We start from the raw sequence: 17,719 nt of genomic DNA, 5'->3' as shown, positions 1-17,719 counted from the left end.
GGAATTGCTGCGCTGCAGGTTGATTGTTCACTTGTGATTGCTATATTCATATGCGAACAGTCGCCGTGCCCATCGCCGTCCTGGGCGTGCATGCTGCGACCTTCCTTCATCGCGCCCGATCCCGGGCAGAGGCGTGCCATGCGTGACCCCAGCCACTTCCGTCCCTCGCGCGTCCGTGGGCGATCCGTTGTGGCTGTCGTTCCGGATGTGCGCGCATGGCGCTGAGCGCTGTCGCCGCCGACGCCACCCTGGCGCCGCGCGCGCTGGGCCGCAGTGGCGTGCAGCTGTCCACCCTGGGCTTCGGCGCGGCGCCGATCGGCAATCTGTACGCCGAGGTGGACGACGCGGTGGCGCTGGCTGCGGTGGCCGATGCCTATGCCGCCGGCATCCGCCATTTCGACACCGCGCCGTACTACGGCTACGGGCTGAGCGAGCAACGCCTGGGGCAGGGCCTGCGTGGGCTGCCGCGCGCCAGCTACACGCTCTCGACCAAGGTCGGCCGCTGCGTCTACGACGATGCCGCGGCCGCGCCGGGGCGGGAGGGCTTCGCCGTGGCCGGCCGCCGCGCCGAGTTCGACTACAGCCGCGACGGCGTGCTGCGTGCCTTCGAGAGCAGCCTGCAGCGGCTCGGCACCGATCACATCGATGTGCTGCTGCTGCACGACATTGGCCGCCTGACCCACGGCGAGCGCCATCCGGCGATGCTGCGACAGGCGCTGGACGAAGCGCTGCCGACGATGGCCGCGCTGAAGGCACAGGGCGCGTGCCGGGCGATCGGCATCGGCGTCAACGAGGAAGACGTGGCGGTGGAACTGATGCCGCTGTTCCCGCTCGACTGCGTGATGCTGGCCGGCCGCTACACGCTGCTCGAACAGCACGCCGCGCAGCGGATCATGGCGCAGGCGCTGCAGCGGCAGGTCGGCATCCTGGTGGCCGGGCCGTACAGTTCCGGCCTGCTGAGCGATGCGCGCGGGCCGGGCGAGACCTACAACTACGCGCCGGTGGATCCGGCCACGCTGCAGCACGCGCAGCGCCTGTTCGCGGCCTGTGCCGCGCACGGCGTGGACGTGGGCGCGGCGGCGCTGCAGTTCCCGCTCGCCCATCCGGCGGTGAGTGCGGTGGTCGCCGGCATGCGCACGCCGGCGGAAGTGGCCAGCGCCGCCACGCGCCTGCGCGCGGCGATTCCAGCGGCGCTGTGGCAACAACTGCGCGACGACGGCCTGCTGCGCGCGCCGGTGCCGACGCCGTGACCATCATCGACGCCCATGTGCATTTCTGGCGCCTGGCGCGTGGCGACTATGCCTGGCTGACCCCGGACCTGGGCGTGCTGTACCGCGACTATCTGCCCGAGGACCTGGCCGCGACGCTGGAGGCGCAGGGCGTGACCGCGCTGGTGGCGGTGCAGGCGGCGCAGAGCGAGGCGGAAACGCGCTACCTGCTGCAGTTGGCGCGTGCCGAGCCGCGCATCGTCGGCGTGGTCGGCTGGGTCGATTTCGAGGCCGCTGACGTTGCCGCGCGCATCGCCGCGCTGTGCGCCGAAAGCGCCGGCCTGCTCAAGGGGCTGCGACCGATGGTGCAGGACCTGGCCGATCCGCAGTGGCTGGCGCGGCCGCAGCTGGATGCGGCGTTCGACGCGCTGCTGCAGCACGACCTGGCGTTCGACGCACTGGTGCGTCCGCTGCACCTGCCGGCGCTGCTGGCACGGCTGCAGCGCCACCCTCACTTGCGCGTGGTGCTGGACCACGCCGCCAAGCCGTCCATCGGCGGGGCAGATTTCCAGGCCTGGGCCGACGGCGTGGCGCAACTGGCGCAGCACCCCAACGTGGTGTGCAAGCTGTCCGGCCTGCTCACCGAACTGCCGGCCACCGCCGCCATTGACGATCCTGCGCTTGCCCCCTACGTGGCGCACCTGTTCGCCTGCTTCGGCGCGCAGCGGCTGCTGTGGGGCAGCGACTGGCCGGTGCTGACCCAGCGCGCCGACTACGCCGCCTGGATGGCGCTGGCGCAGGCCTGGGTCGCGCAGCATGCCGCCGGCGCTGCCGAGGCGGTGTTCGCCGGCACTGCGCGGCGCGTCTATCGCCTGTCCGATCCGATTGCTTCCTCCCCCACCTGGAGTCCCGCCCCATGACCATCTTCGCGTGCATTTTCGGGAGCCGCGCATGAGCGGCCGTCTGCAAGGCAAGCGCTGCCTGATCACCGCCGCCGGCGCCGGCATCGGCCGCGAGAGCGCGCTGGCCTGCGCGCGTGAAGGCGCGCAGGTGCTGGCCACCGACATCGATGCCGCCGCGTTGCAGACGCTGGCCGCCGAGGCCGACGGTATCGTCACGCAGACGCTGGACGTCACCGATCCCGCCGCGATCCAGGCGCTGGTGGCGGCGCAGCCGACCTTCGACGTGCTGTTCAACTGCGCCGGCTACGTGCACCAGGGCAGCATCCTCGATTGCGACACGCCGGCCTGGAAGCGCTCGTTCGCGATCAACGTCGATGCGATGTACTACCTGTGCCAGGCGGTGCTGCCGGGCATGCTCGCGCAGGGGCGCGGCAGCATCGTCAACATGTCCTCGGTGGCGTCCAGCATCAAGGGCGTGCCCAACCGCTTCGCCTACGGCGTGACCAAGGCGGCGGTGATCGGCCTGAGCAAGGCCATCGCCGCCGACTACGTGGCCAAGGGCATCCGCTGCAACGCGATCTGCCCGGGCACGATCAAGACGCCGTCGCTGGGCGAGCGGGTCAAGGCACTGGGCGGCGACGAGCAGGCGGTGTGGAAGAGCTTCACCGACCGCCAGCCGATGGGCCGCCTGGGCGACCCGCGCGAGATCGCGCAGCTGGTGGTGTACCTGGCCTCGGACGACTCCTCGTTCACCACCGGCCAGACCCACATCATCGACGGAGGCTGGTCGAACTGACCGCGCCTTCCCCTTTTCGACAGAGGATTTCCCCATGAAACTGCTGCGTTACGGCGAACCCGGCCACGAACGCCCGGCCCTGCTCGATGCCGACGGCCACTTGCGCGATCTTTCGGCGGTGATCGACGACGTCGCCGGCGAGCATCTCACCGCCGCCGGCCTGGCCCGGCTGCGCGCGCTCGATCCGACCACGCTGCCGCAGGTGGACGGCGAGGTGCGCTACGGCGCCGCCGTCGGCCGCGTCGGCAAGTTCATCTGCGTCGGGCTGAACTACGCCGACCATGCCGCCGAGTCGGGCATGGCGGTGCCGGAGATGCCGGTGCTGTTCATGAAGGCCACCAGCGCGATCAGCGGCCCCAACGACACCGTGACCATTCCGCGCGGTTCGCTCAAGACCGACTGGGAAGTGGAGCTGGGCGTGGTGATCGGCGATACCGCGCGCGACGTGTCGGTGGACGAGGCGCTGTCGCATGTCGCCGGCTATGCGGTGATCAACGACCTGTCCGAGCGCGCGTTCCAGCTCGAGCACGGCGGGCAGTGGGTGAAGGGCAAGAGCTGCGACGGCTTCGGCCCGATCGGCCCTTGGCTGGTCACCGCCGACGAGGTGCCGGACCCGCAGAACCTGTCGATGTGGCTGGAGGTCAACGGTCACCGCTACCAGAACGGCAGCACCCGCACGATGGTGTTCGGCGTGGCCGAGCTGGTCAGCCACATCAGCCGCTATATGACGTTGCTGCCGGGCGACGTGATCAGCACCGGCACGCCGCCGGGCGTGGGCCTGGGGCAGAAGCCGCAGGTGTACCTGAAGCCGGGCGACGTGATGCGGCTGGGCATCGAAGGCCTGGGCGAGCAACGCCAGGCCGTGGTCGCGCATCCGCGCGACGCGCAGTAAGCAACGCGCGAGATGTAAGCCACTCTCCCCTCGGGAGAGGGGTTGGGGTGAGGGTCCGGGGCGAAGCCACCTCGCCATGCATCCTGCTCCGGCTTTCGCTCGCGCGTGAGCGACACCGCGACGTGCTCTGACTTCGTTCTTGTTTTGCAGGGTCGGTGACATCACTGCACCACCGCACCCTCACCCCAACCCCTCTCTCCCAAGAAGGGGACTCCCTTCGGTCGCCGGGGGGAGAGGGGCTGCTCCATCGTTGTTTTCGACTGTTTCTCTTTCCGCCTCACCGACCAGGATCCCCATGAGCAAAATCGTCGCGCTCGAGACCTTCGACGTCCGTTTCCCCACCTCGCGCGAACTGGACGGTTCCGATGCGATGAATCCGGATCCGGACTATTCGGCCGCCTATCTGCGCCTGCGCACCGACGCCGACGACGGCCTCGCCGGCTACGGCCTGGCCTTCACCATCGGCCGCGGCAACGACGTGCAGAGCGCGGCGGTGGCGGCGCTGGCGCATCACGTGGTCGGCCGCGACGTGGAGACGGTGATCGGCGACCTGGGCGGGTTCGCGCGCAGCCTCACCGACGACTCGCAGCTGCGCTGGCTGGGCCCGGAGAAGGGCGTGATGCACATGGCCATCGGCGCCGTGGTCAACGCCGCCTGGGACATGGCCGCGCGCCGCGCCGGCAAGCCGCTGTGGCGCTTCATCGCCGAGCTGTCGCCGGAGCAACTGGTGGCCGCGATCGACTTCCGCTACCTCAGCGACGCGCTGACCCCCGACCAGGCGCTGGCCATGTTGCGCGATGCCGAACCGCTGCGCGCCGAACGCATCCAGACGCTGCTGGAACAGGGCTATCCGGCCTACACCACCTCGCCCGGCTGGCTCGGCTATTCCGACGAGAAGCTGGTGCGCCTGGCCAAGGAAGCGGTGGCCGATGGCTTCCGCACCATCAAGCTCAAGGTCGGCGCCAACGTGGAGGACGACATCCGCCGCTGCCGCCTGGCGCGCGCCGCGATCGGCCCGGACGTCGCCATGGCGGTGGACGCCAACCAGCGCTGGGACGTGGGCCCGGCGATCGCCTGGATGCGCCAGCTCGCCGAATTCGACATCGCCTGGATCGAGGAGCCGACCAGCCCCGACGACGTGCTCGGCCACGCCGCGATCCGCCGCGGCATCGCCCCTGTGCCGGTGTCCACCGGCGAGCACACCCAGAACCGGGTGGTGTTCAAGCAGTTGCTGCAGGCCGGCGCGGTGGACCTGATCCAGATCGACGCTGCGCGCGTGGGCGGCGTCAACGAGAACCTGGCGATCCTGCTGCTGGCGGCCAAGTTCGGCGTGCGCGTGTTTCCGCATGCCGGCGGCGTGGGCCTGTGCGAATTGGTGCAGCATCTGGCGATGGCCGATTTCGTCGCCATCACCGGCAAGATGGAAGACCGCGCGATCGAGTTCGTCGACCACCTGCACCAGCACTTCGTCGATCCGGTGCGGATCGTCCACGGCCGCTATCTGGCGCCGACCACGCCGGGCTTCTCGGCCGAGATGCACGCCGCCTCGGTCACCCAGTTCCTGTATCCGGACGGTCCGTTCTGGAGCGCGGATCTGGCCGCGCAGGGCGGCTGACGCCAGCGACCTTGGTGCGCTTCCGCCGAAGGAAGCGCGCCGGTTGCGGTGGTTGCCAGTGCATCTGTCGCGGCTGAAGCCGCTCCTGCGACGGCGGCGTCAGCGGTGCTGGATCGCTCGCTTTGGGAGCGACTTCAGTCGCGACGCACGAACCTGTGCACGCACCAGCTTCGGCAGCAGTCGGGACTGAAGTCCCTCCCACAACGTCGCACAGCATCCGCCGCGCCTGCCACGACCTCTGCAACCGCACCTGCCGCACTCTCTGCAACCGTGGGAGCTGCTTCAGCCGCGACGAGCGAAGCGGTAAACCAACCGGTCTCGCGCGCGCTCGGCACCGGCTTTCCAACACACGCATACGCCCACGCAATACCTCAGCCCGTGCCGTTGCGCTCCTGCGCGGCCAGCGCCGCCTGCAAGGAAAAGATCTGCAGCGCTTCGCGCCATTTCTCGCCGGGCGCCGAACCGGGTAGGGGTTTCTGGAAGCGCCACATCAACTCCTCCCACGCCTGCACGCGCGGATCGGCGGCATCGGCGGCGGCCTTGGCGGCGGGCGAATAGTCCTCGTCCACCTCCATCAGCATCACCAGGCGGTCGCCGCAGCGGTGGATGTCCAGCGCGCGGATGCCGGCGGCGCGCAGCGAGGCGACGATCTCCGGCCACACGGTGTCGGGACGGTGCCAGCGTTCGTATTCGGCGATCAGCGCCGGGTCGTCGTGCAGGTCCAGCAGGTAGCAATGGCGCGGCATGGTTCAGGCTCCGCGGGCAGAGGGAAGGGGCGCCACGCGGTTTCGCGCCGCATGCAGCGCGAAGCCGAGGATCACCGCGAAGCCGATCGCAGGCACCGCCAGCGCCCAGTGGATACCGGCGTGGTCGGACACCGCGCCCATCACCGCGGTCAACGCGGCGCCGCCGATGATCGCCATGACGATCAGCGAGGCCCCCAGCTTGCGCGCGTCGTCGTCCAGTCCGTCCAGGCCCAGGGCGAAGATGGTCGGGAACATCACCGACATGAACAGGCTGCTGGCGACCAGCGCATACAGGCCGATCCAGCCCGGCAGCGCCACCGCCACCGCGCACAGCAGCAGGTTGAGCAGGGCGAACACGCCCAGCAGCCGCGCCGGCGCCAGGAAGCGCAGCAGCGCGGTGCCGATGAAGCGGCCGGCCATGAACAGCACCAGCGACAGGGTGAGGAAATCGGCGGCGGTCTTCTCCGGGGTGCCGGGCACGCCGTCCTGCAGGTACCGGATCAGGTAGCTCCAGATGCCCACCTGCGCGCCGACGTAGAAGAATTGCGCGATCACCGCGAACACGAAACGGCCATTGCGCCGCAACTGGCCGAAGCCGCCGGCGCGCGCGCCATCGCCACCGGCGCGAGTGGCCGGGAAGCGGGTCAGCCCGATCAGCAGCGCCCACAGCAGCACCACCGCGCCGATGATCAGGTACGGCGTCTGCACCGCCAGCGACTCGGTGGCGAAGAACGCCTCGCGCGCGGCCGGCGCCATCGCCGCCAGCTCCTGCGGCGTGTGCTCCACGCCGGAGAGGATGAAGTGCTGGCCGACCAGGATGCCGGTGATCGACCCCAGCGGGTTGAACGCCTGCGCCAGGTTCAGCCGCCGCGCCGCGCCCTCGGCCGGGCCGAGCACGGTGACCAGCGGGTTGGCGGTGGTTTCCAGGAAGGCCAGGCCGCTGGCGATGACGAACAGCGCCAGCAGGAACAGCCAGTAGGTGTGCACCTGCGCGGCGGGGTAGAACAGGAACGCTCCGACCGCGTACAGCAGCAGGCCCAGCACCACCGCGGCCTTGTAGCTGTAGCGGCGCATGAACATCGCCGCCGGGATCGCGAACACGAAGTAGCCCAGGTAGAACGCGCTCTGCACCAGCCCGGCCTGCAGGTCGCTCAGCTCGAAGGCCTTCTTGAACTGCTTGATCAGGATGTCGTTGAGGTTGTTCGCCATGCCCCAGAGGAAGAACAGGCTGACGATCAGGACCAACGGCGCAAGCGCGGTCCGGGTGAGACTGGCGGACGCCGGTGTGGCGGATTCGCTGCTGTAGTGCATTGCCGCCTACCCCTCCCAAGGTGTGCCGCGTCGCGTTCGGATTGTCGGCGGAGCGTACTGCGCCGGCGAGTGCCATGCAAATATAAAATTTGAGTTCATATGTGGATTGCAATGCAGCATCGACGCGTGGGCTGCGGGGTCCCAGCCGGTGCGAGCGGGCGCGGCCTCCCTGTACCCTAGTCCTCTTCACCTGCTGCCGGGCCCTCGACGGAATGACCACCCCCTTGCCCAAGTACCGCGCGCCCGCCCTGGACAAGGGGCTGGACATCCTGGAGTTGCTGGCGCGCGACGGGCGGCCGATGAGCATGGGCGAGATCTCGCAGGGCATCGGCCGCTCGCGCGGCGAGATCTTCCGCATGCTGCAGGTGCTGGAAGAGCGCGGCTACCTGACCCGCACCGCGGGCGAGGGCGGCTACACGCTGACCAATCGCCTGTTCATGCTTGGCATGCAGCAGCCGCGGGTGCAGAACGTCACCGAGGTGGCGCTGCCGGTGATGCGCGCGCTGGCCGACGCGATTCGCCAGCCCTGCCACCTGGTGGCGCCGTCGGACGACCAGATCGTGGTCATCGCGCAGATGGACGTGCCCAGCGACCTCGGCCTGGTGGTGCGCCCCGGCCACCGCCGCCCGTTCGCGCATTCCACCTCCGGCCTGGTGCTGTTCGCGTTCCAGCCGGCCGATGCGCAGGCGCAGTTGCTGCAGCGTCTGGATGCCAGCGAGGTGGCCTACGATCGCGCCGCGTTCCTGGCCGCGGCGCAGGAGGTGCACGCGCTGGGCTACAGCATCCATCCCAGCGAGGCGGTGGTCGGGGTGATCGACCTCACCGCGCCGATCCTGCAGCACGGCATCGCCCGCTACACCCTGACCGTGCCCTTCATCGAACGCCGCCCGCAACCGATCGACGCACAGGCGGCGATGCGCGCGGTGTGCGATGCCGCGGCGCAGATCAGTGCGGCGTTGGCGTAGGTGCCGTGATCCTGGCGAGTCCGGGGCTGGGATGCGATGGCGGTGTGCAAGAAGCGAGTGGAGCGCGTAAGTCCCCGCGATCGCGATCCGTGGCATGCTCAGCGCCCGGTGACGGTGCTGGGGGGCATGGTCCATGCGTTGGCATAGCAGCCGTGTTTGTGTCGGTTCGAGGCTAGCCATTCATTCAAGCCGAACCCGCGTCGTGGTGCGGTTAACTCAGGTGCTAGGCGGCATATGAACATTGCACGCGCATTGTGTTCGACTTGGGTCGCGCTCGCCGCGCTTTCGGCGAATGCTGCGCCGGTGGTCAGAATCGATGGGAGTTCACCGGATCGCTTCGAGCGCTCGCATGCCGAGCTCGTCGCGTCTCTTTCTCCGCAACAGCGGCTGCGGCTCAGCCTCGCGGAGATCGTCTATCTCGAATCAAGGCAGTGCTTGGGCAGGCGTCAGGCGCATGCCGATTCCTTCGTGGAGCATCAGCTTGGCGGGCAGGTAGATCTCGCACCCTGTCGAAAGGCGTTGCACGGTCTGGGCTACCGGGAAATCATGGAGCGCAGCTATCCTCCAGGCGGCGGTCCTGGTCCAGAGGCTGTGCCGCCTAACAGCACTCCCAAGTCGAAGCCGCTTCGCGGCGCTGGCCAATTCTGGCGTTAGGGCACACACATGATTCTTTGGCTCTTGATGCAGATGGCGACTGGTACGCCACCTATGCCGCCGCCGGCTGTCCGCGGGTTCTGCACCCCGGTTCAGCCGGAGCTTGCCAAATTTCAGGTTGATGAGGACTACCACGTGATCGGCCAGCAGCGTCGCACCGGAAAGCTCTACTCCGGCACCCTGCGCGTACAGCGGGTTGGAAGCCACTACCAGTTGGTCAGAGTTGTCGGCGGCAAGAGCGTGCGCGGTGTGGCTACGCCGGTGGCATGCGGGCCAGACGAAGTCCATCTGTTGCAGATCCGCTACGCGAACGAGCCAGCGTTCAACTGTAAAATGAGCGTGAACTACGACAACTATTCGGTGGCTAGCTGCGGTCCTGGCGGCCGAGACGGCTGGGCGGTCACCGGCTTGGAAGCGTGGTATCCCAATGGTGCACCCTAACAATTCGTCCAAGACGATGCCGTCTCGCTATGTAGATTAACTCAGGTGTTAGGCAGCACGGAGAACGAGGCTATCGTGGATCATAAGAAAAAAATTCACGCGCACATCCAAGCCACTGCCGATGAGCTCCTCGCCTTTGTGCGCAGCTGTGAGGCGGACTACGTCGAACGATGGGTTCCCACGGTTCACGTCAAAGACGCCCTGGAGCTCAACTTTGTCGCCACGCCGCAGCAAGGACGGCAGTACGGCCCGAAGGGCTGGCTGTTCGCCATCCTCGCCAGGGTGCTCGAAGATCAAGGCGTGCTTGAACACAAGAAGGTTGGCAACCGTTCCTACTGCAGATCAAGGGCTGCTGCCTAACAATCGATCCAAGCCGGCGCCACTTCGTGGCGTGGCTTAACGCAGGGTAGGCCGCCTGACCCGTCTGCGACGTACAGCGCTCGGGAGGCCTCACTGACGTGCCGCCACCGGTGCGTCGACCACGCGAAGCATCCCCCGTGCCGCTGTTCTCGCGCTGCACGCGCCGAGCACGCGGCAAGGTCAGCAAATGCCTGCGCCTGCGCTGCATGCCCACATATGCGCCACACCGCTGGAATGTGCGCCCACGGTGCACGTGACTCGATCCCCAGCCTGATCACGCAGTCGCTGCGCGTGCGCGCAAAGCGTTGACCTGTGCGCCACCGCTGCGCAGCCTGCAGGGAACACGGCGACATGGACACACGGCATGGCACGGCGGTTTCCCTGGAGTTGGTTGGCGGTGCTGGCGGCATGCGCGTTGGTGCTGGTGCTGGCCTGGCAGAACCGCGGTCTGCGCGAGGAACGGCGCTGGTTCGTCACCCGCACCACCGAGCCGTATTTGGGCATGTATGTGCCGCGCATTGCCGCTACCACGTTGGAGGGTGCGCCGCTGACGCTCGGCGAGCCGGCGGCCGAGCGGCAGGTCCTGTTCTTCTTCACCACCACCTGCCCGTACTGCAAGCGCTCGGCGCCGCATATGGTGCAGGCGGCCCAGCGTCTGGCCGCGCAGCAGCCCGACGTGCAGGTGCTGGGCGTGTGCCAGTGCAGCCCCGCACAGGCGCAGCGCTACGCCGCCGAGCACGGCTTTACGTTTCCGGTGACCACGTTGACCGACCGCCGCGCGCTGATGCTGTTTCGCGCGCGCAACGTGCCGACGCTGCTGGCGCTGGACCACGAAGGACGCGTGCGCTACGCACGCGTCGGCGTTTTCGAGACCACGGAGCGGATGCAGGACCTGATGGCCGCAGTGCGTCGCACGGATGCGCCGCCGGCCTTGGCAACCATCGAGGAGTAAGCCATGAAACAGCGTTGGACAGCGTTACGCAACGGGATGCTTGCGGCCGTGTTCCTGGCCAGCATGGGCTTCGGCGCGGTGCAGGCGACCGCCGGCGACGGCATCGAGAAGGAGGCGGCCTGCAGCGCCTGGGCCTGCCAGCAGGAGTGCGCACCGTTCGGCGGCGAGTTGGGGCCGGGCGGGCCCGGAAAGCCGCTGGTCTGCTACTGCTGCGGCTGAGCCGTTTCCGGAGCCGGTCGCACCAGGCCGGCTCCGGCATCGGGGGGCGCGATGGCGGCGATCAGGGATCGCAGTGAGCATCTGCCGCGGTGCGACTCCGTCATCACTCCGCCAACCTGCAAGTCGCTCCCGGTACGCGCGATTGCGCCCTGCATCCTTGCCAGCCGCCGCCGATTCACGCAGGTTTGCGCGCTGGCTGGGCATGGTGGAACGCAGACCAACCAGGAGCGTTCCATGACCTCACCTCTTCATCCCGTCCGCCTGACCCTGCTCGCCGCGCTCACCGCCGCGGCGCTGAGCGGCTGCGGCAAGCCCGGCGACCAGGCCTCGCGCACCGCACCGGCCACCTCGCCTGAGCCCACCGCCGCGCCGGTGGGTGGCGAAAGCGGACGCGCACCGATCGGCGGCGACGCCTCGGCCAAGGCGATGCTGCAGGTGTTGGAGGGCAACGTGGTGGCGCTGTCCAAGCAGGCGCTGTCGCGCAACGTCAGCAAGACCGTGGCCGACTTCGCCCGCGAGACCATCGCCGTGCACCACGATGCCGACCCGGCCACGGCCGGCAAGGGCGGCCCCGGCGATGCGGAGAAGATCGCCGCGCAGGTGGCCAAGGGCCGCGCGCAACTGCAGGCGCTGGGCGATGAGAAGGACGACTCCGCCTACATGAACGCCTACGCGGCGGCAGTGGTGCGGCAGTACTCCGACGCGCTGTCGGTGATCGATGCCGAGCTGGTGCCGGCGGCCAAGGAAGACGCCACCCGCCAGGAACTGCAGCAGGCGCGCAAGCGCATCGCCGAGCAACTGGAGCGCGCGCAGGCGCTGGCCTCGGCGCGCTACTGAGCACCTGGTCCCTCTCCCGTTGGGGCGACAGGGCGCGGCCTGCGCGCCACTGGCGCGCGCACCTGGAGCGCCCGCGCCGCAAGCGCGGGCCGGGGCGCGGAGCGGGGTTGGGGGTGCGGCGCGGAGCGACGCGCAGAATTGGTGGGTACGAGGCTGGGAACGCGGCGTCCTCTCGCATCGGCGACACGCCCTAGCCGTCGGCGGCGCCCGCGCGCGACGCCGGCCGTTCCTCGCGCCCATCGGGATGTCGCGCGAAGCGGGTCGGGTCGCTGCCGTGCACCGGCGCCTCGTCCCGCCATGGCCAGCCGCCGAACTGGGTGCGGCGATAGTCGGCCATGGCCTGGGCGATCTCGGCCTGCGTGTTCATCACGAACGGACCGTGTTGCGCCACCGGTTCGGCGATCGGTCGGCCTTGCAGCACCAGGAATTCGCTGGCCTCGCCGTCGCCATTGACCAACTCGACCGCCTGATCGGCGCGCAGCTCGATCGCCGCGTGGCGGGTCACCGGGCGCCCGCCCACCGTCACCGCTGCGCCCTTGAAGAAGTACAGGCTGCGGCGCGTGCCGCGGCCTTGCGCGGCGGGCAGGGTCCAGCGTGCGCCGGGTGCCATGCGGATCGTCCAGATGGCCACATCGGCATCGTCCTGCGCGGCCCATGAATCCGGTGGCGGCGCGAGCGGGCCGCCGGCGCTGCCGGGCGCGGCGTCGACCGGGTCGATGCGGCCGGCCACGCAGGCCACCTCGGTGGTGCGGCCGGCATCGTCGGTGGCGGTGAAGCGCGGCAGGTCTTCCGACCAGAACATGGTGAAGTGCGGCGCAGCCAGCTTGTTGCGCGCCGGCAGGTTGAGCCAGATCTGGAACAGTTCCAGCGGGTTGGGTGCCGCCGTGTCCAGCAGCGGGAACATCTCCGAATGGACGATGCCCGCGCCGGCCGTCACCCACTGCACGTCGCCGGCGCCGAAGCGCGCCGCCGCACCGAGCGAGTCGGCATGGTCGATCAGGCCCTTGCGCACGATGGTCACGGTCTCGAAGCCGCGGTGCGGATGGCAGGGAAAGCCGGGAATCTCTTCGCCGTGATACATGCTCCAGCCGTCCTTGCGGCTGAAGTCCTGGCCGATGGCGCGGCCGTGCAGGGGCGCCGCCGGGCCCATCGCGCCGTTGCCGGCGGGGTAGGCATCGTCGTGGTAGACGCAGAACAGGAACGGGTCGATCGTGTCCCAAGGGAAGCCAAGCGGCTTGATCTGGACGATGGGGTCGGTCATGGAGAGATCCTTCATGCGAACGCCGCCCAAGATTGGACGCGGCAACCTTCACGATATGGGGCGATGCCGACGGAACGGAAGGCCGCTCCGAGAGACATCCTGTCCCGCACGGGAAACGCTGGGATGCGCCGCCGCCGCGTCCATGGCCATGGCGCAGTGACCGGCCGCGTTGCATGCGCCGAGCGAGCGAACCCGGCAGTCAGCGGCATGCACTGAATGCCTGCTGGGGCGCAACCGCTCCTCCGCGCCCGCACGACCCGTGCGTCATCGGACTGTCATCGACGGCGACCAGCATCGCAGCCTTTCCGAATCCGCCGGCCGCCGATGGCGCCGGTACTGCGAGTGGCTGGTGCGTTCCGAACCCCTGCCGGCGTTGTCGCGGCTGTTCCTGCAATGGCGGCCGTCGCTGAGCCGCTATTTCCGCAAGCGTCGCGCCGCGGCCTGGGATGCCGACGACCTGCTGCAGGAAGTGTGGCTGCGGCTGCAGCGCAGCGAGGCGCATGCGCCGGAGATCGCCAATCCCGAAGCCTACCTGTTCACCATCGCCGCCAACCTGATGCGCGAGCACGCGCTGCTGCACCAGCGCAACAGCCAGCGCGACACCTGCCTGGACGATGTGCTGGAGCGGCTGGCGGTGCCCTGCGAGGCCGATGCACAGGTGCACCGCGCGCAGCGCCGGCAGCGCCTGGCCGAGCTGATGGCACGGCTGCCGCCGAAGTGTCGCGCGGCGATGACGCTGCGCTACCGCGACGAACTGGGCTACCAGGAAATCGCCGAGCAACTGCAGATCTCCAGCCACATGGTCAAGAAATACATCATCAAGGGCCTGGCGGTGTGCCGGCAGGGCATGGCGCGCTATGCGTGAGGATCCGCAGCGCGTCGCCGAGGCGGCCGCGGACTGGTACCTGGCGCAGCGCGAGACCGCGCTGCCGCCGGCGCGGCAGGCCGAGTTCCTGGCCTGGCTGCGGCACTCGCCGGCGCACGTGGCCGCCTATTTCGACATCGCGCGGATGCACGCCGACCTGCCGTCCGCGGCGCAGGCGCAGCAGGCCAGCAGTGCGCAGCTGCGCGCGCATGCCTTGCGCAGCGGGGCAGTAGTAGTGCCGTTGCGTCCGGATGTGGACACGCCGACGTCGGTGCCCCACCCGCGTCGTGTCCTGCCACGGCGCAGGCGCTGGCCGTTGGCGGCCGCCGCCGTGCTCGCGCTGGCCGCCGCGGGTGTGGCGCTGCGCCTGAGCGCGCCGGAGCAGGTGCCGGCGACGGTGTACGCAGCGCCATCGGACGCGCCGCGCAGCGTCGCGCTGGACGACGGCAGCGTGGTGCAACTGGAGCGCGGCGGCGCGATCGCGGTGCGCTACGGCACGCAGCGTCGCGACATCGCCCTGCTGCGCGGCAAGGCGGTGTTCGATCTCGGCCACGATCCGGCGCGGCCGCTGCGGGTCAGCGTCGGCGCGCTGGTGCTGCGCGACGTCGGCACCGTGTTCGGGGTCGACCCACAGGCCGGCGGCGCCCGCGTCACCGTGCTGCAGGGGCGGGTGCAGGTGTCGCGCGATACCCCGGCGTGGTGGCACCGAGGCGACCTGCCGTCGGAGGGGACGACGCTGGCCGACCTGGGCGGCGGCCAGCAGGCGCGGGTGGATGCGCAGGGCCGCGTGCTGGCGCGGCGCGACCATGCCGACATCGCCGACGCCACTGCCTGGCTGCCGGCGCAGGTCGGCGTGCACGATCGCAGCCTGGGCGAAGTGGCGCGCCTGTTCAACGCCTACACCACGCAGCCGCTGCGCATCGCCGATCCGGCGCTGGCGGCGCGGCGGGTCAGCGGCGTGTTCCATCTGCGCGATCCGGAGGCCTTCGTCGCCTATCTCGGCAGCCTGCCGGACGTGCAGGTGCAGCGCGATGCGCACGCGGTGACCATCCGCCACGCACCGGCACCGCTGTAAGAAAAAATTCATGCAATCGACGGTAGCCGCACGGCGCACCGGGGCACTCCTAGGAAGCATGGCCGTCGCGCAGCACGCGCGGGCCCGCCCTTCCTCCCCTCCGGTGTGATCGTCATGCGCAAGCCTCTCGTCGTCTCCATCGCCCTGCTGTTGGGCTGCACGTCCTCGTTGCCGGCCTGGTCGGCGCCCGCCGCCACCGCCTCGGCCATCGCGCCCATGCCGCTGGCGCAGGCGCTGGACCAGTTCGCGCGCAGCAGCGGGCTGCAACTGATGTACGACCCGGCGCTGGCCGAAGGCCTGCGCAGCAGCGGTGCCCCGGCCGGCCTGGCGCCGCCGCAGCAGTTGCATGCCTTGCTCGCCGGCACCGGCCTGGACTACCGCATGCTGACGCCCGGCTCGGTCGCCATCGTGCGCAGCAGCGTCGCCGCCGCGCCGGTCGCCGCCCCACGGGCGCCGCGCAGCGCCGCTCCGGCGCATGTCGAGGCCGACGGCGAACACGACGGCCCGCGCGAACTGGCGCCGATCAACGTCACCGCCAACAGCGTCGACACGCTGGCGCCCAGCGCCGCGCCGCTGGAGGCGAGCCAGCCGACCTCGGTGATCGACGAGCGCTTCATCCGCGACGGCCTGCGCCTGAACTCGAACTACGACGACATCATCAAGTACGCGCCCAGCGTGGTCACTACTTCGCCGGAAGGTCCGGGCCTGGGCAAGAACGAAGGCGTCAGCATCCGCGGCTTCCAGGACGGCCAGTTCAACATCACCTTCGACGGCATTCCCTTCGGCGATGCCAGCGATCTGCACCACACCACCTCGGCCTACTTCAACAACCACGTGCTCGGCCAGGCCGAGATCGACCGCGGCCCCGGCGGCGGCGCCACCATCGGCAACGCCACCTTCGGCGGCACCCTGGCGCTGCGCACGCGCAACCCCAGCCAGGTGGATGGCGTGACCGTGTACGGCACCGGCGGCAGCTGGAACACCTGGGCCGGCGGCGTCAGCGCCGACGAGCACATCGGCAACACGCGCCTGTTCGCGGATCTGTCCAAGGAAGCCAGCGATACCTACCTCAAGGGCACCGACGACCGCCGCGAGCACGCCTTCCTCAAGACCGTCACCGACCTGGGCGAGGCGACCACGCTGACCTTTGTCAGCAGCTACAACCAGGAGCACCAGAACACCGTGCAGGGCGCCACCCGCGCGCAGATCGCGCAGCATGGCTGGCGCTATGGCCTGGGCAACGATCCGACCCTGCAGAACTACACCGGCTACAACGCCGCGGCCTACTACTCCAGCTTCACCTATCTGGGCCTGAGCACGCGCCTTGGCGATTGGGATCTCGACAACAAGGTCTACTACAACAGCTTCGACCACACCGCTTCCAAGACCAGCATCCCCACCAGCGAGAGCGCTGCCGACAACGGCGTGACCTTCTACAGCGCGACTGGCAAGAAGCTGTCCAAGGCCGCCAAGGACGTGCCGGGCAAGCTCTCGGACAACGACTTCCGCGCCTTCGGCGACGTGCTGCGTCTGGCGCGCGACCTGGGACCGGGCCAGTTGCAGACCGGCGTGTGGGTGGAGCGCAACCTGGACGAGCGCCAGCAGTTGCCGGTGGACATGACCACCGGCGCGGCCAGCGGCACCAAGTACGGCCCACTGTACAACTACAACCTGCACGACCGCACCGACACCTTGCAGCCGTACCTGCAGTACGACTGGAAGCTCAGCGACAGCCTGACCCTCAGTCCGGGCCTGCGCTACGCGCGGGTGCAGCGCCAGCTCGATGCCGAACTCAACAAGAGCACCCCGCCGGCGCCGGCACACAGCGACGCCAGCTACGACGCCACGCTGCCGTCGCTGAGCCTGCACCAGAGCTTCAACGAGCACTGGAGCGGCTATGTGCAGGCCGCGCGCGGCTTCCTGGCGCCGCCGATCGACGTGATCGAACTCAACGGCGCCCGTGGCCTGCGCCCGGAGCTGACCAGCAACTACCAACTCGGCACCAGCTATGCCGCGCGCGGCCTGACTTTCGGCGCCGACGTCTACTACATCGACTTCAGCAACTACATCAGCCAGACCCTGATCAACACCGACAGCGGCACCGAGAGCGCCTTCGTCAACGGCGGCGGTGCGGTGTATCGCGGCGCCGAGGCCGAGGCCACCTACGCGCTGACGCCGATCCTGAGCCTGTACGCCAACGCCAGCTACAACGACGCCACCTACAAGCACAGCAGCACCCAGGTCGCCGGCACGCCGCGGGTGACCGCCGCCCTGGGCCTGCTGTACAACAGCGGCACCGGCTATTTCGGTTCGCTGATGGAGAAGGTGGTGGGCGCGCAGTACGGCGTGGACAACACCACCGCGGCCAACGGCGCCACCGTGTTCGGCAACGACCAGCGCCTGGGCGGCTATGCCAGCCTGGATGCGGCGCTGGGTTATCGCAGCACGCACGGGCCGTACGGCCTGAAGGGCTACTCGATCAGCATGGACGTCAACAACCTGCTGAACCGGCATGCGCTGATCGGTTACGCCGGCACCCGCTCTTCCGACAACCAGCCGCTGTACTTCGGCTTGGCCGGGCGCGGCGTGTTCCTCGATCTGTCGCTGAAGTTCTGAGGCC

18 protein-coding genes are annotated in these 17,719 nt (G+C 69.3%); 15 read left to right on the top strand and 3 right to left on the bottom strand.

Annotation, left to right across the window (positions count from 1 at the left end; all coding sequences use genetic code 11):
• The first annotated feature begins 215 nt into the window (after positions 1–215).
• The 5 genes from CEK65_RS01330 (at position 216) to CEK65_RS01310 (ending at position 5,413) form a co-directional block, all read left to right on the top strand.
• Positions 216–1,250, top strand: coding sequence for an aldo/keto reductase (locus CEK65_RS01330; protein WP_017916378.1), 1,035 nt, complete (start codon positions 216–218; stop codon positions 1,248–1,250).
• Positions 1,247–2,128: an amidohydrolase family protein gene (locus tag CEK65_RS01325; RefSeq protein ID WP_017916377.1), complete on the top strand. Its 882-nt coding sequence runs from the start codon at positions 1,247–1,249 to the stop codon at positions 2,126–2,128. Before CEK65_RS01330 ends, CEK65_RS01325 begins: the two co-directional genes overlap by 4 nt.
• A gap of 31 nt (positions 2,129–2,159) precedes the next feature.
• Positions 2,160–2,906 (top strand): SDR family oxidoreductase, encoded by a 747-nt coding sequence (locus CEK65_RS01320; RefSeq protein WP_017916376.1) that lies wholly within the window; start codon positions 2,160–2,162, stop codon positions 2,904–2,906.
• A 34-nt stretch (positions 2,907–2,940) separates the two neighbouring features.
• The gene (locus CEK65_RS01315; protein WP_017911553.1) at positions 2,941–3,798 is read left to right on the top strand and encodes a fumarylacetoacetate hydrolase family protein; all 858 of its coding nucleotides are present in this window, start codon (positions 2,941–2,943) and stop codon (positions 3,796–3,798) included.
• A 295-nt stretch (positions 3,799–4,093) separates the two neighbouring features.
• Complete coding sequence (locus tag CEK65_RS01310; RefSeq protein ID WP_017916375.1) at positions 4,094–5,413, top strand: L-fuconate dehydratase; 1,320 nt, start codon at positions 4,094–4,096, stop codon at positions 5,411–5,413.
• 371 nt (positions 5,414–5,784) lie between these two features.
• Here the strand turns inward: CEK65_RS01310 and CEK65_RS01305 are convergent, their stop codons facing one another.
• Together CEK65_RS01305 and fucP are read right to left on the bottom strand one after the other, a co-directional pair.
• On the bottom strand, positions 5,785–6,159 hold the full coding sequence (locus CEK65_RS01305; RefSeq protein WP_152180517.1) for an L-rhamnose mutarotase: 375 nt from the start codon (positions 6,157–6,159) through the stop codon (positions 5,785–5,787).
• 3 nt (positions 6,160–6,162) lie between these two features.
• Positions 6,163–7,470: an L-fucose:H+ symporter permease gene (gene fucP, locus CEK65_RS01300; protein WP_017911550.1), complete on the bottom strand. Its 1,308-nt coding sequence runs from the start codon at positions 7,468–7,470 to the stop codon at positions 6,163–6,165.
• Positions 7,471–7,682: 212 nt separating this feature from the next.
• Here fucP and CEK65_RS01295 point away from each other — a divergent pair, with 212 nt between their 5' ends.
• The 7 genes from CEK65_RS01295 (at position 7,683) to CEK65_RS01265 (ending at position 11,898) form a co-directional block, all read left to right on the top strand.
• Positions 7,683–8,435: an IclR family transcriptional regulator gene (locus CEK65_RS01295; protein ID WP_152180516.1), complete on the top strand. Its 753-nt coding sequence runs from the start codon at positions 7,683–7,685 to the stop codon at positions 8,433–8,435.
• Positions 8,436–8,669: 234 nt separating this feature from the next.
• Positions 8,670–9,089 carry a hypothetical protein gene (locus CEK65_RS01290; protein WP_152180515.1) on the top strand — a complete coding sequence of 140 codons (420 nt, stop codon included), beginning with the start codon at positions 8,670–8,672 and terminating at the stop codon, positions 9,087–9,089.
• Positions 9,090–9,098: 9 nt separating this feature from the next.
• Complete coding sequence (locus tag CEK65_RS01285) at positions 9,099–9,530, top strand: hypothetical protein (RefSeq protein WP_152180514.1); 432 nt, start codon at positions 9,099–9,101, stop codon at positions 9,528–9,530.
• Positions 9,531–9,605: 75 nt separating this feature from the next.
• Positions 9,606–9,890 carry a hypothetical protein gene (locus CEK65_RS01280; protein WP_226980431.1) on the top strand — a complete coding sequence of 95 codons (285 nt, stop codon included), beginning with the start codon at positions 9,606–9,608 and terminating at the stop codon, positions 9,888–9,890.
• Between the two features lie 391 nt (positions 9,891–10,281).
• Positions 10,282–10,842: a TlpA disulfide reductase family protein gene (locus CEK65_RS01275; protein ID WP_193314662.1), complete on the top strand. Its 561-nt coding sequence runs from the start codon at positions 10,282–10,284 to the stop codon at positions 10,840–10,842.
• A 3-nt stretch (positions 10,843–10,845) separates the two neighbouring features.
• Positions 10,846–11,061 (top strand): hypothetical protein, encoded by a 216-nt coding sequence (locus CEK65_RS01270; protein WP_026143700.1) that lies wholly within the window; start codon positions 10,846–10,848, stop codon positions 11,059–11,061.
• A 234-nt stretch (positions 11,062–11,295) separates the two neighbouring features.
• The gene (locus CEK65_RS01265) at positions 11,296–11,898 is read left to right on the top strand and encodes a hypothetical protein (protein WP_152180511.1); all 603 of its coding nucleotides are present in this window, start codon (positions 11,296–11,298) and stop codon (positions 11,896–11,898) included.
• Between the two features lie 190 nt (positions 11,899–12,088).
• On the opposite strand, the gene CEK65_RS01260 is transcribed toward CEK65_RS01265, so the two are convergent.
• The gene (locus CEK65_RS01260; protein WP_226980430.1) at positions 12,089–13,159 is read right to left on the bottom strand and encodes a pirin family protein; all 1,071 of its coding nucleotides are present in this window, start codon (positions 13,157–13,159) and stop codon (positions 12,089–12,091) included.
• Between the two features lie 349 nt (positions 13,160–13,508).
• Between CEK65_RS01260 and CEK65_RS01255 the strand changes: the two genes are divergently transcribed.
• The 3 genes from CEK65_RS01255 (at position 13,509) to CEK65_RS01245 (ending at position 17,715) form a co-directional block, all read left to right on the top strand.
• Positions 13,509–14,024, top strand: a complete 516-nt coding sequence (locus CEK65_RS01255; protein WP_026143698.1) for a sigma-70 family RNA polymerase sigma factor — start codon at positions 13,509–13,511, stop codon at positions 14,022–14,024.
• The gene (locus tag CEK65_RS01250) at positions 14,017–15,099 is read left to right on the top strand and encodes a FecR domain-containing protein (RefSeq protein ID WP_152180509.1); all 1,083 of its coding nucleotides are present in this window, start codon (positions 14,017–14,019) and stop codon (positions 15,097–15,099) included. Before CEK65_RS01255 ends, CEK65_RS01250 begins: the two co-directional genes overlap by 8 nt.
• Positions 15,100–15,213: 114 nt before the next feature.
• Positions 15,214–17,715, top strand: a complete 2,502-nt coding sequence (locus CEK65_RS01245) for a TonB-dependent receptor (RefSeq protein WP_152180508.1) — start codon at positions 15,214–15,216, stop codon at positions 17,713–17,715.
• Positions 17,716–17,719 lie beyond the last annotated feature (4 nt).

Origin of the sequence: Xanthomonas sp. LMG 12459, from assembly GCF_009192905.1 — a bacterium.
GTDB lineage: Bacteria > Pseudomonadota > Gammaproteobacteria > Xanthomonadales > Xanthomonadaceae > Xanthomonas_A > Xanthomonas_A sontii.
Note: the sequence above shows the minus strand (reverse complement) of the source record. Positions and strands in the feature narration are given on the sequence as shown.

Excerpts from the sequence above, each read along its gene's own strand:
- CEK65_RS01265 (WP_152180511.1), top strand. The coding sequence starts at position 11,296 with ATGACCTCACCTCTTCATCCCGTCCGCCTGACCCTGCTCGCCGCGCTC.
- CEK65_RS01305 (WP_152180517.1), bottom strand. The coding sequence starts at position 6,159 with ATGCCGCGCCATTGCTACCTGCTGGACCTGCACGACGACCCGGCGCTG.
- CEK65_RS01315 (WP_017911553.1), top strand. The coding sequence starts at position 2,941 with ATGAAACTGCTGCGTTACGGCGAACCCGGCCACGAACGCCCGGCCCTG.
- CEK65_RS01330 (WP_017916378.1), top strand. The coding sequence starts at position 216 with ATGGCGCTGAGCGCTGTCGCCGCCGACGCCACCCTGGCGCCGCGCGCG.
- CEK65_RS01285 (WP_152180514.1), top strand. The coding sequence starts at position 9,099 with ATGATTCTTTGGCTCTTGATGCAGATGGCGACTGGTACGCCACCTATG.
- CEK65_RS01250 (WP_152180509.1), top strand. The coding sequence starts at position 14,017 with ATGCGTGAGGATCCGCAGCGCGTCGCCGAGGCGGCCGCGGACTGGTAC.
- fucP (WP_017911550.1), bottom strand. The coding sequence starts at position 7,470 with ATGCACTACAGCAGCGAATCCGCCACACCGGCGTCCGCCAGTCTCACC.
- CEK65_RS01310 (WP_017916375.1), top strand. The coding sequence starts at position 4,094 with ATGAGCAAAATCGTCGCGCTCGAGACCTTCGACGTCCGTTTCCCCACC.
- CEK65_RS01270 (WP_026143700.1), top strand. The coding sequence starts at position 10,846 with ATGAAACAGCGTTGGACAGCGTTACGCAACGGGATGCTTGCGGCCGTG.
- CEK65_RS01295 (WP_152180516.1), top strand. The coding sequence starts at position 7,683 with ATGACCACCCCCTTGCCCAAGTACCGCGCGCCCGCCCTGGACAAGGGG.
- CEK65_RS01245 (WP_152180508.1), top strand. The coding sequence starts at position 15,214 with ATGCGCAAGCCTCTCGTCGTCTCCATCGCCCTGCTGTTGGGCTGCACG.
- CEK65_RS01260 (WP_226980430.1), bottom strand. The coding sequence starts at position 13,159 with ATGACCGACCCCATCGTCCAGATCAAGCCGCTTGGCTTCCCTTGGGAC.
- CEK65_RS01320 (WP_017916376.1), top strand. The coding sequence starts at position 2,160 with ATGAGCGGCCGTCTGCAAGGCAAGCGCTGCCTGATCACCGCCGCCGGC.
- CEK65_RS01290 (WP_152180515.1), top strand. The coding sequence starts at position 8,670 with ATGAACATTGCACGCGCATTGTGTTCGACTTGGGTCGCGCTCGCCGCG.